The organism is Maribacter confluentis (genome assembly GCF_030505015.1).
Taxonomy (GTDB): Bacteria; Bacteroidota; Bacteroidia; order Flavobacteriales; family Flavobacteriaceae; genus Maribacter; species Maribacter sedimenticola.
The window spans coordinates 4152059-4172061 of sequence record NZ_JAUKUC010000001.1 but is presented as its reverse complement, the minus strand read 5'-3'; the positions used below and the strand labels follow the sequence as shown (position 1 = coordinate 4172061).

The window sequence follows — 20003 nt, the reverse complement described above, 5'->3', positions numbered from 1 at the left end:
TATGGAAGCATTGAGAATTGTATTTATGGGAACCCCGGATTTTGCCGTGGGAATTCTGGAACAGCTCGTACAAAAAAAATATACGATTGCCGGGGTAATAACCGCTCCGGATCGGCCCGCCGGTAGAGGTAGAAAACTCAATGAGTCTGCGGTAAAACAATTTGCGGTAAAACATGGTTTAAAAATCTTACAGCCCACCAATTTAAAAAATGAGGATTTTTTGGCCGCTTTAAAGGACCTGAACGCCAACATACAAATTGTGGTCGCCTTTAGAATGCTACCCAAGGTGGTTTGGAATATGCCCAAATATGGAACTTTTAACCTACACGCTTCATTATTACCACAATATCGTGGTGCCGCTCCAATAAACTGGGCCATAATAAACGGAGAAACAAAAACCGGAGTCACTACTTTTTTTATCGATGAAAAAATAGATACTGGCGAAATTATTTTACAAGATGAAGCAACCATTAATTTTACTGACAATGTTGCGGATCTTCATGACCGGCTTATGCATTTAGGTGCAACGACCGTTATAAAAACTTTGCAGAGAATTCAAGAGGGTAATTTCAATACCTCAAAGCAAGAAAACCATGACGACCTTAAACTTGCACATAAAATTCATAGGGAAACGTGCGAGATAGATTGGAACAGGCCGCAGGTGGATATTTATAATTTCATTAGAGGGTTAAGCCCCTACCCTGCTTCTTGGACAACCCTGTACAACGCAGACCAGCAAACTATTACCAAAATCTATAAGGCTAACATAGAAAAAGCTGAACATGAATTGGCAAACGGAACCTTAGTCTTTTCCAAAAAAGAATTAAAGGTTGCTGTACAACATGGGTATATACTTTTGGAAGAAATGCAATTACAAGGCAAAAAAAGAATGCATGTTAAGGATGTTTTAAACGGTCTTCAACTCCAAGAAAATGCCAAAATGGGTTAAACCCCCGTAGTTATTGGGCTAGGCGAAATGTAAAAAAAGACCTACTTTATTAACAAACCTCTTGAGTTATCAACAAAATAAGGGATTTCCGCCCATTTTACTTGTGTTGGTCATAAATCCATATAAATTTGTTATCAGGTATAAAAATTATATTAATCACAATTAATTAATCACATTATGAACAAAACAGAATTGATCGATGCAATGGCAGCTGACGCTGGCATCACAAAAGCTGCGGCAAAAAAGTCATTAGAATCTTTCTTAGGAAATGTTGAGAGTTCTCTAAAAAAAGGAGATAGAGTTTCTTTAGTAGGTTTCGGTTCTTGGTCCGTATCTAAAAGAAATGCAAGAGAAGGTAGAAACCCATCAACAGGAAAAACTATCCAAATTGCTGCTAAAAATGTAGTTAAGTTTAAAGCTGGAGCTGATTTAGGTAAAGCTGTAAACTAAGATTTGCATACATATATTACGAAAAGCGCCCATAGTGGCGCTTTTTTATTTATTGATTTTTGAAATTAGGAGGATTTATCTTACATTAGGTTTATAATAAGTTAATATACATGGTCTCTTTAAAACCAACTAAGGGTAAATTGTTGATCGCAGAACCAACGTTAACGGGTGACGTATCTTTTAATAGGTCCGTTGTGCTGCTGGCGGAACATAATACTGAAGGTTCTGTTGGCTTTATATTAAACAAGCCTTTGGAGTATCAAATAAATGACTTGGTTACTGAAATTGAGTTACCCTTTCAAGTATATAACGGTGGTCCTGTAGAACAGGATAATTTATATTTTATACACAAGGTCCCACATTTAATCGATAATAGTGTGGAAATTTCAGATGGTATTTATTGGGGTGGTGATTTTGAAACGACCATAGAACTTATCAATAAAGAGATAATTTCAGAAGATGATATCCGTTTCTTTCTTGGATACTCCGGTTGGTCTTCACTGCAGTTAGATGAGGAATTGACCTCTAAATCTTGGATCGTAATCGAGAATGAGCACGAAAGTAGAATTATCCAAAAAGCGGCCAACGCTTTTTGGAAGGAAAATATGATACAATTGGGCGGTAATTATCTGCTGTGGTCAAATGCTCCAGAAAATCCGAGTCTTAATTAGACCGTTTTACCCAAGGATAAACGTGCCGCTGCATTTAGTTTTCCTATCAATGCCTTAGCTGCGGCATCATTGAAATTTTTCTTTCTGTATTTGGAAATGGACACGATACCATCAATACTATTGGTTAAAAATAATTCGTCCGCTTTTTGAAGTTCAAATGGTGAAATACTCTCTTCTAACAGTTGGTAATCCTCAAGTTTGGCAATAATATCCATTAATTTTTTCCTTAAAATCCTATTTAAACAACCATCTGTCAATGGCGGAGTTTTAATACAGTTATCTTTTACCAAAAAAATATTACCGTGTAATGTTTCCACTACCTGCTTACGTTCGTTCAACAATAAACAATCATCGTAATCGTTTTCGTTTGCATAAATTTCGGCAACGGTGTATAAAATTTTATTGGTGGTTTCCAGATTGGAAAGCATTGTTGAATTTTTATAAAAATCCTTATACAGGTCAACCTCATAATCACCGGTGTTCATTGTAAAAAAGGTATGCTCCAATTCTTTGGCTGTAATGACGTAAGAAATGGAGTTTACGTTTGCAGCATCCTTTTTTGTACTATTTCTGAAAACTGTAAATTTAATTTCATACCCTTTATCCGCATTTATTTTTGTTATCAATTTTAAAATTTCCGCTTCCATAAATTCCATGGTAAAGTTCATGGGTATGACCATCCTCAATATCCTCATGGACGACATTAAGCGCAAATAATGCTCCTCTAAGAAAAATACATCACCGTTAACGACCCTTACTCTTTCAAAAAGAGCATCTCCAAACTGTAAGCCCCTATTGTCCGCATTAAGTATAGGACCATTGCCCTCTACCAGTTCACCATTAAAATTGACCATAAAAAAAGCCTTAAAAATTTTAAGGCTCAAAGATACTGTAATTAGGAATATTATTAGGAAGAACCCAATACTTGCTTTAAATCCGAAACTTGGTTGGTCCATAGCATTTTAGATTCGTCTACTTCATCTTCATCCGCAAAATCCGTTATGAACAGTGAAACATCCTTCGTAATTTCATCTACAATAATTTTCATTTCAAAATAGCTATTGTCCTCGGCTTCGTCCCATGCAAAGCGCACGAACTCATCTGTTTTCCTTTTCAACAATTTAGCTTCTTCTTCTGCGCCATCCCAGATAAAGGTAAATGTCTCTCCTCTTGAATTTACATTGTCCGCAAACCATTCTGACAATCCAGATGGGGTAGCCAAATATTGATATAACATTTGGGGTGAAGACTGAATTACAAACTCTATTTCGAATTTTATTTTATCGCTCATTTATCTACTACTTTATTCAGAGCAATATATATATTTCTCAATGATAAAAAAATAAATGACCGCTATAAATTTTTTAAGTGGGTTTAGTTGAAGAACAAATAAATTACCACTATATTTGCAGCCGTTTAAAAATAATATGGCGAGGTAGCTCAGTTGGTTAGAGCGTCGGATTCATAACCCGGAGGTCGGGGGATCGTGCCCCCCTCTCGCTACTAATTATTACGTATTTAAAAACAACGGTTTAGTTTTCGCTAAACCGTTGTTTTATGCCCAGTTTTAAGGAGTTGATTACCTTTGAATACGAGAATGAATACAAAAGTGCAAACGATTTGTCCGTAAAAAGTAATTTTTCCGTCCCAAAAATATACTCAACCAATAGCGATTTGACAAAACGTTGGTACGTTTATTTCTCATTCTGTGACCCTAAAAATGGATAGCTAAAGCGGCAGACACACTTTATGGGAATGCCAATACCTATAAATCAAAAGAAGAAAGACTTTACGTACTGGTGACCTACAGAAAAGTCTTATTGAGGCTTCTAAAACATGGTTACGACCTTTATTCCGATAATATAGTGCTGCACCAAAGACTGAAAACCTAGTCTATCTATAATGTATGGTTAAATATCCCTCATATAGTCCTGCCAAATGACCAAAACATATTTTTCCTTTCCGTTATCGGTCTTTCTTAAAAATCCGTATTCATAGACAAATAGGTACACCTCCCCCTTTTGGTTTTTCCAATAGTGGGTAAAGAAATTTGGGTCAAAGCCTAATTCCAATAAAACATTGCTTCTGATAGTGACCTTACCGCCTTTATTATAATTTTTTAGAAGCTTTCTGTTCAGTTTTAATTGATTGTCCACTTTATTATAGAAACGTTCAGGTCGTTCCTTTTCTTTTTGGTATTGGTAAGCACTCTTGCAATGCAGATTGCAATATTTTTTATCCGTCCTCCCGGTAAGTGGTTTTTTACAATACAAACATTCATGTTGTAACCTCATTTCCATGAATTTAAGTGAATACTTATACGAACATTATTCGATTAAGATACGATTAAATCATTTTCTTTAGTGAACTTGTAAAAAAAATGTCATGTTTAAAGGTAGAAGTATTACGCTAAAGCATTTAATGATCGATAACGTGAAACATATTGGACTCATTTTTAAATCTGACAAAGTGGTCCAAGCTCTTGTAGAGAAACTACCGAATATTTGCTGGAGTGAGGAATATGGAATGTACCATATCCGTAACAACAGAACCAATCTTAGAACTATTTTTAGTACGTTTCGCGGAGAGGTCTGGATTAACGGAAACTATTTTTTTGAAAATAATAGCGGCCTAAATCCGGAAAAACCCAATAATATAGACTGGTATAGAAACAGGAACCTTAAAGAAGGTCATAAGAGATGTCCGGAAGAATACCTGGATAAGCTGGAACTTAGAAAATATGCCGAGAACACTGTAAAAACCTATGTACACCATTTTGAAACGTTCATCAACTATTATTCCCATATAAAGCCCGAAGTCATAACTGAAATCGAAATTAGGAACTATCTGCAGGTTCTTACTAGAGAAGGACGCTCAACCTCCTATTTAAACCAAGCGGTCAACAGCATTAAGTTCTATTTTGAGGTAGTAATGGGTATGCCCAACCGATTCTATAAAATTGAACGGCCCATTAAACATAAACAATTGCCTAAAGTACTTTCAAAAAAAGAAGTTTTATTTTTAATAGACCATACCAATAATTTAAAGCATCGTTGTATCGTCTCCCTTCTATATTCTGCGGGGCTACGTAGAAGTGAGCTGCTACACCTTAAATTGGAAGATATCGATAGCAAGAGAATGCTTATCCTCGTAAAGGACGCAAAGGGAAACAAGGATAGAATGACCGTACTGAGCCCTACCCTATTAAAGGAACTTCGTACTTATTACAAGCAATACAGACCCAAGGTCTTTCTTTTTGAAGGACCAAAACAGAAGGCCTATACGGCATCCAGTGTACTTAAACTTATTTCTATGGCCGCCAAAAGAGCGGGAATCTATAAAAAAGTAACTCCCCATATGCTCAGGCACAGTTTTGCCACACACCTTATTGAAGACGGCATTGACATACGGCATATACAATTATTATTGGGTCATAGTTCTACCAAAACTACGGAAATTTACACCCATGTGGCGGAAACCTCCTTTAATGGTATAAAAGATCTCTTATCTTAGTTCCGCATATGAAATATATATAGATCATATGATCTATATTCTTACGTTGCCAGTAATTTGAATGAACCACTTCAATATCATATCAAGTCTAATTTTATTCGGATTATCAATCCTATGTTTTTGGCTTCCTTTTAAGAACAGAAATAAAAAAACTGGAATTGTAACTGGAACTATTTTGAGCTTATTAATTGCTTGGACTATATTGGCGGAACTAGAATTTCTTGTGATTTTTATTTGGCCATTTATTTTGGCCTTTCAAATTGTATTTCTGACTTACTGGATATTTAGAGTATTTAAAAGACCGAAAACTGGAAAATATGTTTCGTTATTGCTGACTTTTGGTTTCATATTATTATTTATGTCACCTTGGATTAGTGACTGGACTTTTAGTAAAAATGACGCAAGGAAATTATTAGCGGAACATAACATTGAGCTAAAAGACGACTTTAAAATATTGAAAAATGAAAGTGGTGGATTTATGGATTACGCACATACTCTAAAAATCCAAATTTCGGAATCAGATAAAGTAAGGATAGCAAAGCAAATTAGGGAATCAAAAGAATTTTTGGAGTTTAAAGATTACAAAAAGGATTTTCCATCAGCAAACTATGAGACTTTTGAAAAATTGAATTACGAAACCGAAAATCACTTGAATAGAGAATATTGGACTGAAAAACCAATTGGAGATGGTACAACTCACTTTTATCTTCAATTATCAAAGACTAAAAACGAATTGCAATATATTGGAACTGATTATTAAAAAACTACTGGCAACAAAACCTATAAACAATACGGGCTTAGGTCTTAAACGCTAAGGTTTGCGTATTTTTATGAAGTCGCGAAATCTTTGGGATTTCGCTTTGACATCAAAAAAGAAAAAACAAAACCAAAAGATTTCGCTACGTGCGTGGCGGAAAGCAAACGCTAGTTTGCTCCCGTACTGTTCATAGCTAAACCGTTAGCCGTAATAAGCTCTTAAAAAATTAGAGCAACTTCTACTCCACTCCTTTTTTCCTTTTACGTGCTAAAAAAACAAACAGTTCGCAAGTAGTAACGTTTATCAGAAAAGCAAAAAATCTTCAGTTTTGTATTTTAAGTCTGCCCAAATCTTTTGGTTTGTGTTAAAAAAAGAGCAGCTTTCAGGGTCTTCCCTTTTGCCGCCAGTACGCAATCTGTGCGCAATCGTTACGCAGTCGGACTTTTGGCTTGTCACTATTTGTTTAAGTTAAATAAGCCTTCTAAACTATGTTTATCTCAACAAGGTTTGTCGCTGGATGGAAAAAGCGGCAAAATCTACGGGTATTGTTCTTTTCGCTTGTCTTTATTGAGGTTGAGTCGGGTTGCTTAATACCGCTAACAATACCTAAAATTAATTGCTCCGGATTTTCCGATGGAAAATCTAGAGCTATTTTGCTATCTTAGTTCGCGATGGGAAATCCTGCCGGATTTCACAACGCAACTAATCTTAGCTTAAACGTTGTAAACAATTATGAACGAGAGCGAAAATTATTTTAGAATTTCTAAAAATGGACACGTTCATACTTTGAGCGATAGGATTCCTCTCAAATGGAAAGAGTTAATAATCTGGACTTCTGCATCTTTCATATTTTTGATTATTGTTTTCGGCTGGTTAGTCGGAATTTTTATAGCGACATTGACTTTAATAGGATACACGCTTTATCGATTTGCATCTTGGATTTACTACTCGGAAGTGAAAATTGACGAGAAAAGCGGAAAAATAACACGTCTAAAAAAAATATTTGACCAAACTCAAAAAACGGAATTGATAGATGACAAATTTGACCCAAACCGATTTGAATTCACGGAATTAAATCGTAGTGGAAAAACAAAATTTTTAATGAATTATCGGACTTATAAAAACAATGAGTTGCTAATTTTAAAAAACCAAGCAGACAAAGAATTGATTGAAAAATATATTGCGGAAAAAATAACTGTTTACAACACGGTGTATAATTAATTGCTGCGGAATTTCCTCGCCGGAAATTCACTCGAATTAATTAACTTAGTGCCACAGCGGAATGTTTCTCGCGAACCATCCCGCAACTAACCATACACCAACCGTTACCAACTATTTAAAAAAATATTGCAGTAAGCTCGAAATGCGAAAATTTAATTTTACAATTATTATTATTTGTTTAATAATTCTCTTTATAAATATTTTCTTTTTCACTGGAGAATCTGGTATAGGAATTGGTATTTTATGGATGTATACATTCTACCCCACAGTTATTATCTGCGGTTTTTTATTAGCCCTCACTCTATTTATAGGAATTGTTGGAAAAGAGCTTTTAAAACCCTACACAATTCTTAACATAGTGATTATATGTCTGACTGGAACTTCCCCTTTTTGGATAAATTGACTGTCCATTATTCACAAGTCGAATTACTATTTAAACGCAATCTGAACGCAGATGGATTTTACTCGAACGCAACTGTTACGGACGGACCTCATATTCGAGCCGATAAAATAATAGTAACATAAAATGGCACACTCAAACGTAAAAAAACAGTTGGTAACAAATCCTATAATTAATGCGGACTTGTGTCTTATTCATAAGGTCTGTGTATATTTATAATGTCGCTAAATCTGTTGGATTTAGCTTTGGACAGAACAAAAAACAAATCAAAACCAAAAGCTTTAGCTTGGCGCGTAGCTCGAAATCCGTCGGATTTCCGCACCGCACTAATCATAGCCTAGACGTTACCTGCAAGCTGAAAAATGAGCGACAAAAAAGAAAAAAATCAAATTGATATTTTTAAATCAGTAAAGTCAGAGGCTCTAACTGAACTAACACCTGAACTTTTAGAATCTGGACTTGATTTAATAACTGAATCGGACGTATTAAAGGATATTCCTGTATTTGGAATTGGATTTAAAGGTTATAGTCTATACAAAAAAATAACGGAGTCTTTTTTCACCAAAAAGTTGCTCAAATTTCTGATTGAATTAAATGAGATTCCGTTATCAGACCGTGAAAATTTCATTAATGAATTGGAATCAAAAAATGAAACGAATAAAGCAGGAGAAAAACTACTCATAACTCTGAATAGATTAAACGACGATGAGAAAGCGACTATTATTGGAAAGCTGTTTAAAAAAACAATTATAGGAAAATTGGAGTATAAAGATTTTAATAGACTGACTTACATTATTGACAATGCTTACATAGAGGATTTAAAATTGTTGGAAAATAATTATCATCTTGGATATATAAGTGATGATATTAAATCAAACTTACACCAAATAGGACTTATAAAGCAATCAATTTCGGATGTTAAAAGACAAAAACAATTTCAAATTAGAGTTGGAGGAAATGGAGATGATGTACAACCTAAACTGATTTATAAAATTAACGATATTGGCTCAAAATTTATTGAATTCGGTTTTGATAAATAAAGCCAGCAGGTAACACCGTGTATAATTAATTGCTTTGGTCGTTGATTATTTGGAAAATTCCTTCGGAATTTTCTCGGGTTCGTATTTGTTTGCTAAATTAGTTGCTGAAACACGCAACTAACCATACACAACAACGTTGTAAGTAATTTGCCATCGCTAATGTTCTTTTAGCTGAGGATTACCTGAGTTATATTGTGGATATAAAAAGTCGGAATCTCTAAACGGGCAGAAAAGGATTAAGGTAATATTCGACTCTTTCGGCGGATATTTCCCAAGTAGTTTAGCTTTCAGCGTTGGGAGCTCGCTCACAAAACGTTGACACGTTAAAAACTACTTGTAAAAGGACGGTAAAAATTTTGAGAAAGTCAAATTTTAAGCGGGATTTTATTGTTTTTCTGCCCGTTTAGAGGAATTTAAGTTCCGTTTTACACTAATCATATTAGCTATATAAATTAATGTAAAACGGGAGGCTCAACAAAAAGAGTCTTTATTATTCTCTTATGGCAAACTATAAATGGTTATTATTCCTAATTTTAGGGAAAAGTAAAATTAAAATAAAACCACTTACAACAGGTATTATAAGTAATGGCCCAAAAACATATTAGCCTGGAAAGGGGCCACTACTTATACACCAGTCGTTGGCAAACATTTTAAAAGATAATAACATGAATTATAATTTCCACGGACCAGATGATGAAGATTTTGATTTTCCAGACCTTCCGACTGAAAACCCATCACCAGACACGACCGAAATTGATATAGATATTTAAAGTGTTGTAAAAAACGCTATAATTAAATACAATGGAAATAAAACTGCAACAGCTATCATGTTGTTTTTTAGTTTGCCTTGTCGTTTCTCGTTTTTAATTAAGTTGTAATCTATTTTTTCTTGCACGACTTCAATGTCCTGTATTATGAACGCAAGATAATTTTCATTGCCATTTAATTTTGGATTGTTCAAAAATTGAGGTAAAGCTAATTTTTTAGGGATTCTCCCTTTTTGCATAATTTTTCGAGGAAAAATTAACCTACCTAGTTGGATTAAAATAAAAACCAAAACAGCGACAAAGCAGAAATTTAATAAGATTATTTTTTCAAAACCTCCTAAAACCATTTTATTAAAAGTGTATCCAATAACGGCCGATAGTACTGCAAACAAAAGTAATATGATGGAATAGGCCCGACTTGTAATTTTGTTAGATTCGACCAAAGTATAGTCCAAATAATCCTTTGCTTCACTAAGAATAAATTTTACCGACTCAATGGGAATGGATTTCCAGTTAGACTTATCAATTTTGAATTTGCTCATATATTGTAAATTTAATTAATACTGTAAATAAAAACGATTTGCCAACAAAACCTATAATTAATTGCTTGAGTCTTTGCCAGTCCGAAAATCCTAAACGGATTTTCTAATTAAGCGTGTATTTATTGTATTTTGGGCTATGAACACGCAACTAATCATAGCTAAACCGTTGTAAAACATTTGACCAAACCAATGTCAGCAGATAAAACAAAGGACTTTTCTCATATTAAATTTGGATTTCGAGGAGAAGGAATTATATACAAACTGAATGGAAAAGAATATGAATTAAATTCTACGTGGATAAATGGAATTAGAATTCAGTTTGACGATTTGACAAATACAGGCTTAAACGAAAAGCAGAAAACCAAAATGTTTGCGGAAATTATTCAGTTCGTTAACCAAAAAGATAATGAAAAACCAATAATCTGTTATAATTCGGACTATAAAGACGCGGAATTATGGAAAAGACTCTCGACTGAATTTCGCTCTGAAATTAAAGATATAGAGATAAGTAATGTCAAAAAAGACAATATTGCACTATATAAAAATATGTCGGAAGATTTAAAAACTGGAATGGCTGAAATCAATATTAGAGGTCTGAAATTAAAAACGGTTAAGGATTTAGACAAACATTGGAATAAAATAAAGTTTACAAAAGATAATGAATCAAATGAAAAAGTTACCTTTTGGGACAAATTAAGAGCAAAACTGAATTAAAAAACGTTTTACAACACCGTATATAAAAAATTGCTGGTGTTGTACTAAAACAAAGGTCGTTGCACGTTTGCTACGTCTGATTTTCCTTCGGAAAATCCTCGCACGCAAACCCGCAACTTTCCTTATACAAACACGTTATAAAACATTTCTACGCAATTTATACTGATTAGAATCGTTTTTTAAGCACTAATCATTTAAAATAATCGGAAATGCATAAAATTTATTTCTTTACCTATTTGTTATTTTTTTCCTTATTTGCTTTCGGACAAGTAAATATTGGAAATGGAAGAGGAGCTGGCAACTTATGGGTTGGAAATCACAGTGAAAAAACATTTGAAAAATTAAAAACGACGTCAACAAATTTTGTTCTACCGGATATTTGCAATAAAAATGAACTTAAAGATATTATTGAATCTGTTTGGACCTTTAATCCGATTTCCTTTATCACATTTGATGAACTAAAATCCAACAAAGAAAAATATATTTCCTCAGATCAAATTAACATCTATATAATAAATACGGATTACACCGTTTCCAAGGGAATAGAAACCGTAGGTTACTTCAATAAATTTGTTTTTTACGTCTTCGCATATAAAAACGTACACACGACAAAAAAAGGTGAATTTGATTACGACCATATGGATATGGCCGAAATATACCTTTCAAGGGATATGTTATACGCTGAAGACCAAGAGGATACTTATTGTTTAAGACTCGGTTTAATAAAGAACTATTTTCAAGAATTAAACAGGCGATTAACCAATTCCCAAAACTTAAAAATGAATGACGGAATTGTCAAAGAGGACAAACTCGCTTCTTTGGCCACAGAAACACTACATATACCCTGGGCAGTTGGTTCAGATATTCCAGATAAAAACCGTGAAAATATACAAAAACAACTAGATAAAGTTTTAAATGCATATGAGCATCCCTATAAATTGATTTCCTATGAAGAACTCAATCATAAAATACTGAACAATGAGGACTTCATTTACTTGAACGAAAATCAGTTCAGTAAATTTAAAATTCTCACGATTGCCAAAAGTCTGGACGGTGAAATGATTTATTTAAACGTAGAAAGCAAGTATAGGGTTAAGCCTTCCGATATGGGCAAAATCAGTAAAATAATTTCAAAATCTTTGTGAAACTCCCTACTGAATTTAGTTCTCTAGTCATGTTTCTAGGTCGTGGAAATTGAAAAAACGTTTTACAACACGGTGTATAATTAATTGCGGTCGGATTTCCCAAAGGGAAATCACTGCAATCAATTATCTTTAAAGTCAGGCGGACATTTTCCGTTGAAAAAGTCCGCAACTAATCATACACGAACCGTTGTAAGCAAGGTAAAAATTGAATCTATAAATGGAGAGTGAATTTAACGAAAGAATGTCAAACTCATCTGACAAAGAATTGTTTGACATATTAAATAATAAAGAAAGTTACCAAGAAACAGCATTTAATTCTGCAATTAACGAACTGAATAAAAGAGGGTTTTCTGAAGAAACGGCTCCTGCTCTGAAGGAATATGAAGAGAACCAACGAAATGAAAAACTGGAATTAGAAAGACATCAAAGTCTTCCTGAATTATATTCTCAAAAATCTATTGTAATTTTTTCTGCATTTTTTACTGCAATTTGCGGAGCAATTATGATGACATATAACTTTAGAAAATTAGGGAATAAAGGAAAATCAAATTCAGTCTTAGTATTTGGACTTGTTTACGCATTGTCGTTAATATTTCTTATAAGTCTGACTGATGTAAATATGGTACGACTGATTTTACAAATCGTTGCTTTAATTGGTGGATTTGTGTTGGTTTTAAAATTTGGAAAATTTTATCCAGCGGATTTAGAACATCGGAATAAACCTATTTGGAAAATATTGATTTATTCTTTAATAATTTCATTAAGCTTAATTGCGATATCGACATACATTTACATGAAAATGAGTAACTGAATAAACCCAGCTTACAACAAAACCTAAACGTAATGCGGACTTTAGGGCTAAAACCAAAGGTCTGTGTATATTTATAAAGTCGCTAAATCTTATGGATTTAGCTTTGGACAAAAAAAGAAATAGTAAAACAATAAGCTTTAGCTTCGTGCGTAGACGGAAACGAAAAGTTTCCTTGCATCCGCACTACGCTTAGCTCAAACGTTACCCACCATTTGAAAAATAATTATGAGAACGCTAACAAATATCCTGATATTATTATTATCCGTTTCAGTTTTCGGGCAAACATCTGAAATTAATCTAAGCGAAACTATTCTAAAAAATCTGGATAAAATTTCGATTGATATCGTGGACAATACTTATCTGTATGTTAATGATGAAGATTCTAACGAACTTTTCTATTATGCTCTAAAACCAAAAAAGAAAATTAAAGGAACTCTTATTTTATTGCCGCCAACAGCAGAACGTGCAGAAGATGTAATGAATAATAATGCCAAACTAGCTGAACTTGCATATGAAAATGGCATTTTACTAATAATTCCATCTATTAATTACAACCTCTATCTTGATAAAACTACAATGGCATTTTTAAATACAACTTTTGAAAAAGCTATATCCAAATATCAAGCCCCAAAAGAAAAAATAATAGTAGGAGGATTTTCTTTAGGGGCTATGAATGCAATTAGATATGTGGAAATCTCTAAAGAAAATCCTGATTTAACTTCTATTCAGCCCGTTGGAGTTTATGGAATTGACCCACCGCTAGATTGGGTTCGACTTTACAATTCATTTTTAAGAACAAAAGAATTGAATTTTTCAGAACCAGCCGTAAATGAATCAACGGTTTATTTAGAAAAACTTGAAAAAGAATTTGGAGGCTCGCCAGAAAAAGTACCAAGTGTATATATTAAAAATTCAATGTATTCAAGGACTGAAAAAAACGGAGGAAATGCGAAATTTTTAATTGAAACGCCAATTAGAATTTATGCCGACCCAGATATTGAGTGGTATTTAAAAGAAAGACAGAGGGATTTATACGACATTAGTGTTTTAAATCAATCAGCAATGATTAATCAACTACAGATTATGGGCAACAAAAATGCCGAGTTAATTACTGCTTTAGGTAAAGGATTTAGAGCTAACGGAATGCGACAGCCACACTCTTGGTCAATCGCCGAACCGAAAGGATTAATTGAATGGATTATTGACATACTGCAATAAAAACGGTGGGTAACAATGTATAAAAAAAATAGGGCGAATAAGTGCTTAAAAAAAGGCTTAGGCGTACTTGCGAAGTCGCCAAATCTTTTGATTTGGCTTTTAGGGAAATAATATAAAAACAAAATACAAAAGATTTGGCTTGTAGCTATATGTAAAGAACATCGCTTACCAACTGCCCTACTTTTCTTATACTAACCGTTGTGTTTCATTATGACCAACCAATAATCAATGATAAAATTCTTTAGAAAAATTAGACAAAGTTTGCTTTCAGAAGGAAAAACTGGAAAATACTTAAAATATGCCATTGGAGAAATTATACTTGTTGTTATTGGAATTTTGCTTGCACTGCAAATAAATAACTGGAATGAGGAACGAAAAGAAAATTTAAAAGAGCACGCAATTCTCAAAAGGCTGGTCAAAGAATTTAAATCTAACCGAAAACAACTGCGCGAAAAGATTGAAAGCAGAAATGATATCAATCAAAATTGTAATCGTTTGCTGACTTTTTATTCAGAACCAGAAAACGCCCGATTGGATAGTATTCTATTGTATTTGGGGAGTGTTGTTCCCACCACATTTGATCCTATCCAGAATGATTTGGTCAAATCTGGTAGCATTGAAATTGTAAGGAGCGAAGAGTTAAAACAGTTGCTTATTAATTGGAGTACAGATGTCATTCAACTTAAGGAAATTGAGCAAATGTATCTAAGGTATTACGAAACGGCCTTTACATCTTATATTAACGAAAAAGGTATTCAACGCGATTTAGCAAATTATTTTTGGAAAAAAGCAAGTTCATCAAGCTTATTGGAGACTAAAGAAATTAGCAATCCAATTCCTGGAAATTCCAAAATCAGTAAAATCAGCAAAGAACAGTTGCTGTCCGACCCAAAACTCGAAGGAATAATAACATGGAGTTTGAATTTAAACACCTTTAACAATCTCGAAGGCCAAACTTTAATGAAGCGAATAGACTATATTATTGAAGTTTTAGAATCTGAAATTGAAAAATAACGAAAGCACAACAATGGCTATAATTCATTGTGGTTTTGTGCCACACCAAAATTTAGGTATTAATCAACGGCTGACTTACCAGCGGACTCATCCAGCGGATGATTCCACAACGAAATCATAGCCGAGACCGTTGTAAAACATTATGAAAAAGAAATACGTCTATTATATCGTAATCATATTTCTTATTGGTATTGGACTTAATTATCTTGGAATATTTGGACTTGGAATTGCGAGCATGTCCGAACAGCATGAAAGAGAAAAAAGGAGAAAAGCAAATCAAATCCCCCAAGAGCAATGGGTTGCTGAGGAACAATACACTAATTTTCATGAACCTAAAATAGATAGTTTGCTAAAAACAAATCCAAGTCAAGCAATTATTTACATTGATCAAATTATCCGAAAATATCCCAAAAAAGACTTTCTAAATATCTATAAAGGTACAGGTCTTTACAAACTGGATTCTTTTGAACTCGCTCATCAAGAGTTTAAAAAGGCAATGGAAAAGGCAGGTTACGAATATCCAACGGCATTGGGAAATTCTGGCTGGGCTTTGGCCAAAATGGAAAGGTATGATGAGGCTATAGCAGAATTCAAAAAAGCAATAAAGGACAATACAGATTACATTTATGATTTAGCATTAGTCTATGAAATGAAGGGAGATTTTAAAAGTGCTATTGAACTTTATCAAGAGGAAATTAAAAGGATTGAAACCAAGAATCCTCTGAATTCTAAAATAGACCCGAATATTGTAAATCAGATTGAAGGTCTAAAAAATAAGATTCAGGAAATGAATAATAAATAACGTTTTACAACACGGTGTATAATTAATTGCGGTCGGATTTCCCAAAGGGAAATCACTGCAATCAATTATCTTTAAAGTCAGGCGGACATTTTCCGTTGGAAAAGTCCGCAACTAATCATACACGAACCGTTGCCAGTAATTTGAATGAACCACTTCAATATCATATCAAGTCTAATTTTATTCGGATTATCAATCCTATGTTTTTGGCTTCCTTTTAAGAACAGAAATAAAAAAACTGGAATTGTAACTGGAACTATTTTGAGCTTATTAATTGCTTGGACTATATTGGCGGAACTAGAATTTCTTGTGATTTTTATTTGGCCATTTATTTTGGCCTTTCAAATTGTATTTCTGACTTACTGGATATTTAGAGTATTTAAAAGACCGAAAACTGGAAAATATGTTTCGTTATTGCTGACTTTTGGTTTCATATTATTATTTATGTCACCTTGGATTAGTGACTGGACTTTTAGTAAAAATGACGCAAGGAAATTATTAGCGGAACATAACATTGAGCTAAAAGACGACTTTAAAATATTGAAAAATGAAAGTGGTGGATTTATGGATTACGCACATACTCTAAAAATCCAAATTTCGGAATCAGATAAAGTAAGGATAGCAAAGCAAATTAGGGAATCAAAAGAATTTTTGGAGTTTAAAGATTACAAAAAGGATTTTCCATCAGCAAACTATGAGACTTTTGAAAAATTGAATTACGAAACCGAAAATCACTTGAATAGAGAATATTGGACTGAAAAACCAATTGGAGATGGTACAACTCACTTTTATCTTCAATTATCAAAGACTAAAAACGAATTGCAATATATTGGAACTGATTATTAAAAAACTACTGGCAACAAAACCTATAAACAATACGGGCTTAGGTCTTAAACGCTAAGGTTTGCGTATTTTTATGAAGTCGCGAAATCTTTGGGATTTCGCTTTGACATCAAAAAAGAAAAAACAAAACCAAAAGATTTCGCTACGTGCGTGGCGGAAAGCAAACGCTAGTTTGCTCCCGTACTGTTCATAGCTAAACCGTTGCCACCAATTAGAGAAATGACCACAGAAGAAATCTACAAAAAAGCAAATAGCGTTGTCGGAATTGAAGGAATGACAGGAAACGAACGCCTTTATGTGAGTGGATTAATGTACGAATTTGACAAAGCCAAAAAGTCGGACAAATACAAAGCTCGAACAATACTTCAAGCATTAAAATTTGACGAACTCTCAATTGGAAGAATAGTTGGATTCTCAATGGATTCTCTGAAATATCCTAATGCTTGGGATTTTCCGAATGAAAACTCAAATGAACAAGAAAATGAAAATAAAGCTACTTTGGAATATTCGAACCTTAATGAAGTTGGAATGGGTGCACCATTGAGCGGAAAATGTAAAATCAAACTCAATGACAATAAGGAAATTCTGATTCCCGAAAATTGTGGTGGACCAGCAATCTGGACTCGAAACGGACAAAAAGTTGCAATACCGATTTGGGACAGGTCATTATTTAGCGGAACATTCCAAAAAATCGGAATTTTGGACTTGAAAAACCAAACGCTGACTAAATACAAAAAGAAATTTCGAGTTTTGGATTTAAGGTCATTTAGTGGAAACAATATTGTTGGATTTGACAGCCCAATACACAAAATGAAAAAACTTGAATTTGATTATATTAACGAACCGATTGAAAAAGTTATCGGAATAAAATAACTGGTGGCAACAATGGCTATAAGTAATTGCTTGTTCCCGCCTACTTTTGAAAATCCTCGCGGATTTTCAGTTTGGTGTGTACTTGCAAAGTTATGTGCTAAACCACGCAACTACTCATAGCCGAGACCGTTATCTTCAATTGCTCAAAAATAATTTAATGAATATGAAAGAGATATTTCAGTTCTTTTCAGTTGTTATAATTTTCTCAACTGTCTTAACGGCTCAAAATCTTGAACCGGAGATGGTGTATCCAGATACTTTAAGGAGTAATAATGATTCTGTATATATTAATAGTCCAAAATGGGACAAAGAATTGAGGTTAGGCATATCAAAAGCAGATACTATTAATTGGGGAACATATGGTTACAAAGAAGTTTATTTCGAGATTTGGACCGATTTGGATACTATTAAAATCCCTCATGTAAATTACCCATTTGAACAACTAATTAAGATTCCATTAGTTTCTTCAAAGGACACAACACTTTGCATTTTAAGGTTTCAATCCATCACCTCCAATTTTGACGATAACTATGTTTTAAAAAACCAGGGAAAAGCAAGTTTTGAAATACCAGAGGTCTATGAACTCGCGAACATAATTCTCTATTTGAGTGAATGTTCCAAAAAAACGAATAATCATCCTGAAAATACAACATATATTAAAAATTTGGAAAATCATTTTGGGGCATTTAAAAACCATAAACTGATTCAAATCTTAAACAAGAAATGTTCTAATTCAGATTTTTGGAATACCTATTATGGCTTTCGAGAAAACAGTTTAGCCTTTAAATTCGTTGAAGAAAATTTAACCTACGATACTCCGTATAAACATGTTTATTGGGACAATTCAGGAATTATGGGTGGTCAATTCAGGAATATGCTCTATCTAATTCAAGATTTCGCGCAACAATCAAACTTTAGGGAATTTTATAATCAAAATATTGACTTTTACAACAGCCTAAAAGAAAGGGAATCAAAACTACTTCCCATCAATCAAATGTGGGATTGGATTGAGAAAGAATTTCCACAAAGAATGGATTCCTACAAAATTATTTTTTCACCACTTATAGATGGCTCGCATAGTACTCAAAAATTCCAAAAGGGTTTTTTCAAAGATCCTGAATTTCAGGAATCTGTCATGTTCATCAATTCTACAGAAAGCATTGATTCCAACCTTGAATATTCAGAGGAACTAAAAGAAGGACTAATGTCTGGAATAGTATTCACCGAAATTGACCATAATTATGTGAACCCAACAAGCGACCAACATATTCAACAAATAAAGTCGATATTTCATAATAAAGATTTTTGGGCAACCAAAGATGCGCAGAAAAATTATAGTAGCGAATATGCCATATTCAATGAATATATGACTCACTCAGTATTTTGTGTTTATATAACAGAGCATTACCCTGAGAAACTGGCAAATGAAATTATCGACAAGAGGATTACGCTAATGGAAAGAAGAGGTTATCCTAAATTTAAAGTGTTTAACAAAAAAATTATAACTCTTATGAAAGATAATCCTAGAACGATATTTCAATCTTATGATGATATATTAAACGCCATGAAGTCGATTATATAAACTTATGGATTTCCTACTCAAACGCAAGTGCTAAGCTGATGGACTTTACTCAGGACGCGTAAAAATGGAAACGGAATTGAAAGCTGCTTACTGTTACGTATCGCAACAGAAGATAACAAAACCTAAACGTAATGCGGACTTTAGGGCTAAACCGAATGGTCTGTGTATGTTTATAATGTCGCTAAATCTTATGGATTTAGCTTTGGAACAAAAAAATAAATCAAAACAATAAGGTTTAGCTTCGTGCTAAGACGGAAACGAAAAGTTTCCTTACTTCCGCACTACGCTTAGCCGAACCGTTGTAAAACATTTAAAAAAATGAAAAATCTTTTAATAAGTATCTTTCTAGGTACTTTATTCAATAGCATATTGGGTAATTTCATGACAATTCCTGAAGGAGGTGCAGGTGTAATTATTACTCTGATTTTTGCAGCATTCTCATATATCTCTCTATCATTATATAAAAATAGAAAAAGAAAGAAAAGAACATTTTTGCAAGATAAGCTTGATAAAAATACCACTAAAACTGACTGATACTTTAAGATTTGTAAATGCATATACTAGTGAATTTCGATAAAGGAATCTCTCTCCTTTATCATATCTTTTGTTATTCATTTTATAGTATCTTCAAACTAGAAATCAAACATACCAGTTCAACCGTTTTATAACATTTAAATAAATATTATGCCAGACG

22 protein-coding genes, 1 tRNA gene and 1 pseudogene are annotated in these 20003 nt (G+C 33.5%); 20 read left to right on the top strand and 4 right to left on the bottom strand.

From position 1 onward, the window contains the following. Position 1 precedes the first annotated feature (1 nt). The 3 genes from fmt to Q2T41_RS18230 all read left to right on the top strand — a co-directional run bounded on the left by fmt (position 2) and on the right by Q2T41_RS18230 (position 2070). Entirely contained in the window at positions 2-949 is a 948-nt protein-coding gene (fmt, locus tag Q2T41_RS18240; protein ID WP_304437480.1) for a methionyl-tRNA formyltransferase, read from the top strand. Positions 950-1126: 177 nt separating this feature from the next. Beyond that, positions 1127-1399 (top strand): HU family DNA-binding protein, encoded by a 273-nt coding sequence (locus Q2T41_RS18235; RefSeq protein WP_089260551.1) that lies wholly within the window; start codon positions 1127-1129, stop codon positions 1397-1399. Positions 1400-1509: 110 nt separating this feature from the next. After that, a complete protein-coding gene (locus tag Q2T41_RS18230; protein WP_089260552.1) occupies positions 1510-2070 on the top strand; it encodes a YqgE/AlgH family protein in 561 nt (186 codons plus the stop codon). Here Q2T41_RS18230 and Q2T41_RS18225 read toward each other — a convergent pair. Both Q2T41_RS18225 and Q2T41_RS18220 read right to left on the bottom strand, forming a co-directional pair. Beyond that, positions 2067-3026 (bottom strand): aminotransferase class IV, encoded by a 960-nt coding sequence (locus Q2T41_RS18225; protein WP_367186901.1) that lies wholly within the window; start codon positions 3024-3026, stop codon positions 2067-2069. The two genes, Q2T41_RS18230 and Q2T41_RS18225, sit on opposite strands and share 4 nt — an antisense overlap. Further along, positions 2978-3361 (bottom strand): START-like domain-containing protein, encoded by a 384-nt coding sequence (locus tag Q2T41_RS18220; protein WP_089260554.1) that lies wholly within the window; start codon positions 3359-3361, stop codon positions 2978-2980. Before Q2T41_RS18220 ends, Q2T41_RS18225 begins: the two co-directional genes overlap by 49 nt. Positions 3362-3499: 138 nt before the next feature. Between Q2T41_RS18220 and Q2T41_RS18215 the strand changes: the two genes are divergently transcribed. Continuing rightward, positions 3500-3573 (top strand) — tRNA-Met (locus Q2T41_RS18215). A gap of 54 nt (positions 3574-3627) precedes the next feature. Beyond that, the gene (locus tag Q2T41_RS18210; protein ID WP_304437245.1) at positions 3628-3798 is read left to right on the top strand and encodes a hypothetical protein; all 171 of its coding nucleotides are present in this window, start codon (positions 3628-3630) and stop codon (positions 3796-3798) included. A gap of 182 nt (positions 3799-3980) precedes the next feature. On the opposite strand, the gene Q2T41_RS18205 is transcribed toward Q2T41_RS18210, so the two are convergent. After that, positions 3981-4364 (bottom strand): hypothetical protein, encoded by a 384-nt coding sequence (locus tag Q2T41_RS18205; protein WP_304437244.1) that lies wholly within the window; start codon positions 4362-4364, stop codon positions 3981-3983. A 91-nt stretch (positions 4365-4455) separates the two neighbouring features. On the opposite strand from Q2T41_RS18205, the gene xerA reads away from it, so the two are divergent. The 4 genes from xerA to Q2T41_RS18185 all read left to right on the top strand — a co-directional run bounded on the left by xerA (position 4456) and on the right by Q2T41_RS18185 (position 9001). Further along, positions 4456-5583, top strand: a complete 1128-nt coding sequence (xerA, locus tag Q2T41_RS18200; protein ID WP_304437243.1) for a site-specific tyrosine recombinase/integron integrase — start codon at positions 4456-4458, stop codon at positions 5581-5583. 175 nt (positions 5584-5758) lie between these two features. After that, positions 5759-6343 carry a hypothetical protein gene (locus tag Q2T41_RS18195; RefSeq protein ID WP_304437235.1) on the top strand — a complete coding sequence of 195 codons (585 nt, stop codon included), beginning with the start codon at positions 5759-5761 and terminating at the stop codon, positions 6341-6343. Between the two features lie 729 nt (positions 6344-7072). Then, on the top strand, positions 7073-7561 hold the full coding sequence (locus tag Q2T41_RS18190) for a hypothetical protein (protein WP_304437242.1): 489 nt from the start codon (positions 7073-7075) through the stop codon (positions 7559-7561). A 762-nt stretch (positions 7562-8323) separates the two neighbouring features. Next, positions 8324-9001 carry a hypothetical protein gene (locus Q2T41_RS18185; RefSeq protein WP_304437241.1) on the top strand — a complete coding sequence of 226 codons (678 nt, stop codon included), beginning with the start codon at positions 8324-8326 and terminating at the stop codon, positions 8999-9001. A gap of 766 nt (positions 9002-9767) precedes the next feature. Here the strand turns inward: Q2T41_RS18185 and Q2T41_RS18180 are convergent. Continuing rightward, entirely contained in the window at positions 9768-10310 is a 543-nt protein-coding gene (locus tag Q2T41_RS18180; RefSeq protein ID WP_304435462.1) for a hypothetical protein, read from the bottom strand. A 189-nt stretch (positions 10311-10499) separates the two neighbouring features. On the opposite strand from Q2T41_RS18180, the gene Q2T41_RS18175 reads away from it, so the two are divergent. The 11 genes and pseudogenes from Q2T41_RS18175 (at position 10500) to Q2T41_RS18125 (ending at position 19843) form a co-directional block, all read left to right on the top strand. Beyond that, positions 10500-11024: a hypothetical protein gene (locus Q2T41_RS18175; RefSeq protein ID WP_304437240.1), complete on the top strand. Its 525-nt coding sequence runs from the start codon at positions 10500-10502 to the stop codon at positions 11022-11024. A 209-nt stretch (positions 11025-11233) separates the two neighbouring features. Next, positions 11234-12169: a hypothetical protein gene (locus Q2T41_RS18170; RefSeq protein WP_304437239.1), complete on the top strand. Its 936-nt coding sequence runs from the start codon at positions 11234-11236 to the stop codon at positions 12167-12169. A 217-nt stretch (positions 12170-12386) separates the two neighbouring features. Continuing rightward, positions 12387-12980, top strand: coding sequence for a hypothetical protein (locus Q2T41_RS18165; protein WP_304437238.1), 594 nt, complete (start codon positions 12387-12389; stop codon positions 12978-12980). 225 nt (positions 12981-13205) lie between these two features. Beyond that, positions 13206-14198: a hypothetical protein gene (locus tag Q2T41_RS18160; protein WP_304437237.1), complete on the top strand. Its 993-nt coding sequence runs from the start codon at positions 13206-13208 to the stop codon at positions 14196-14198. A 228-nt stretch (positions 14199-14426) separates the two neighbouring features. Beyond that, positions 14427-14597, top strand: a pseudogene (locus Q2T41_RS18155) (DUF6090 family protein); the annotation flags it as partial. A gap of 96 nt (positions 14598-14693) precedes the next feature. Then, positions 14694-15212: a hypothetical protein gene (locus Q2T41_RS18150; RefSeq protein ID WP_304437487.1), complete on the top strand. Its 519-nt coding sequence runs from the start codon at positions 14694-14696 to the stop codon at positions 15210-15212. A 142-nt stretch (positions 15213-15354) separates the two neighbouring features. Beyond that, on the top strand, positions 15355-16014 hold the full coding sequence (locus tag Q2T41_RS18145) for a tetratricopeptide repeat protein (RefSeq protein ID WP_304437236.1): 660 nt from the start codon (positions 15355-15357) through the stop codon (positions 16012-16014). Between the two features lie 258 nt (positions 16015-16272). Next, a complete protein-coding gene (locus tag Q2T41_RS18140) occupies positions 16273-16857 on the top strand; it encodes a hypothetical protein (protein WP_304437235.1) in 585 nt (194 codons plus the stop codon). Positions 16858-17073: 216 nt separating this feature from the next. After that, a complete protein-coding gene (locus Q2T41_RS18135) occupies positions 17074-17727 on the top strand; it encodes a hypothetical protein (protein ID WP_304437234.1) in 654 nt (217 codons plus the stop codon). A 46-nt stretch (positions 17728-17773) separates the two neighbouring features. Continuing rightward, positions 17774-19309 (top strand): DUF4932 domain-containing protein, encoded by a 1536-nt coding sequence (locus tag Q2T41_RS18130; RefSeq protein WP_304437233.1) that lies wholly within the window; start codon positions 17774-17776, stop codon positions 19307-19309. A gap of 318 nt (positions 19310-19627) precedes the next feature. After that, positions 19628-19843, top strand: a complete 216-nt coding sequence (locus Q2T41_RS18125) for a hypothetical protein (RefSeq protein WP_304437232.1) — start codon at positions 19628-19630, stop codon at positions 19841-19843. Positions 19844-20003 lie beyond the last annotated feature (160 nt).

Excerpts from the sequence above, each read along its gene's own strand:
- fmt (WP_304437480.1), top strand. The coding sequence starts at position 2 with ATGGAAGCATTGAGAATTGTATTTATGGGAACCCCGGATTTTGCCGTG.
- Q2T41_RS18235 (WP_089260551.1), top strand. The coding sequence starts at position 1,127 with ATGAACAAAACAGAATTGATCGATGCAATGGCAGCTGACGCTGGCATC.
- Q2T41_RS18230 (WP_089260552.1), top strand. The coding sequence starts at position 1,510 with ATGGTCTCTTTAAAACCAACTAAGGGTAAATTGTTGATCGCAGAACCA.
- Q2T41_RS18225 (WP_367186901.1), bottom strand. The coding sequence starts at position 3,026 with ATGGACCAACCAAGTTTCGGATTTAAAGCAAGTATTGGGTTCTTCCTA.
- Q2T41_RS18220 (WP_089260554.1), bottom strand. The coding sequence starts at position 3,361 with ATGAGCGATAAAATAAAATTCGAAATAGAGTTTGTAATTCAGTCTTCA.
- Q2T41_RS18210 (WP_304437245.1), top strand. The coding sequence starts at position 3,628 with ATGCCCAGTTTTAAGGAGTTGATTACCTTTGAATACGAGAATGAATAC.
- Q2T41_RS18205 (WP_304437244.1), bottom strand. The coding sequence starts at position 4,364 with ATGAGGTTACAACATGAATGTTTGTATTGTAAAAAACCACTTACCGGG.
- xerA (WP_304437243.1), top strand. The coding sequence starts at position 4,456 with ATGTTTAAAGGTAGAAGTATTACGCTAAAGCATTTAATGATCGATAAC.
- Q2T41_RS18190 (WP_304437242.1), top strand. The coding sequence starts at position 7,073 with ATGAACGAGAGCGAAAATTATTTTAGAATTTCTAAAAATGGACACGTT.
- Q2T41_RS18185 (WP_304437241.1), top strand. The coding sequence starts at position 8,324 with ATGAGCGACAAAAAAGAAAAAAATCAAATTGATATTTTTAAATCAGTA.
- Q2T41_RS18180 (WP_304435462.1), bottom strand. The coding sequence starts at position 10,310 with ATGAGCAAATTCAAAATTGATAAGTCTAACTGGAAATCCATTCCCATT.
- Q2T41_RS18175 (WP_304437240.1), top strand. The coding sequence starts at position 10,500 with ATGTCAGCAGATAAAACAAAGGACTTTTCTCATATTAAATTTGGATTT.
- Q2T41_RS18170 (WP_304437239.1), top strand. The coding sequence starts at position 11,234 with ATGCATAAAATTTATTTCTTTACCTATTTGTTATTTTTTTCCTTATTT.
- Q2T41_RS18165 (WP_304437238.1), top strand. The coding sequence starts at position 12,387 with ATGGAGAGTGAATTTAACGAAAGAATGTCAAACTCATCTGACAAAGAA.
- Q2T41_RS18160 (WP_304437237.1), top strand. The coding sequence starts at position 13,206 with ATGAGAACGCTAACAAATATCCTGATATTATTATTATCCGTTTCAGTT.
- Q2T41_RS18145 (WP_304437236.1), top strand. The coding sequence starts at position 15,355 with ATGAAAAAGAAATACGTCTATTATATCGTAATCATATTTCTTATTGGT.
- Q2T41_RS18135 (WP_304437234.1), top strand. The coding sequence starts at position 17,074 with ATGACCACAGAAGAAATCTACAAAAAAGCAAATAGCGTTGTCGGAATT.
- Q2T41_RS18125 (WP_304437232.1), top strand. The coding sequence starts at position 19,628 with ATGAAAAATCTTTTAATAAGTATCTTTCTAGGTACTTTATTCAATAGC.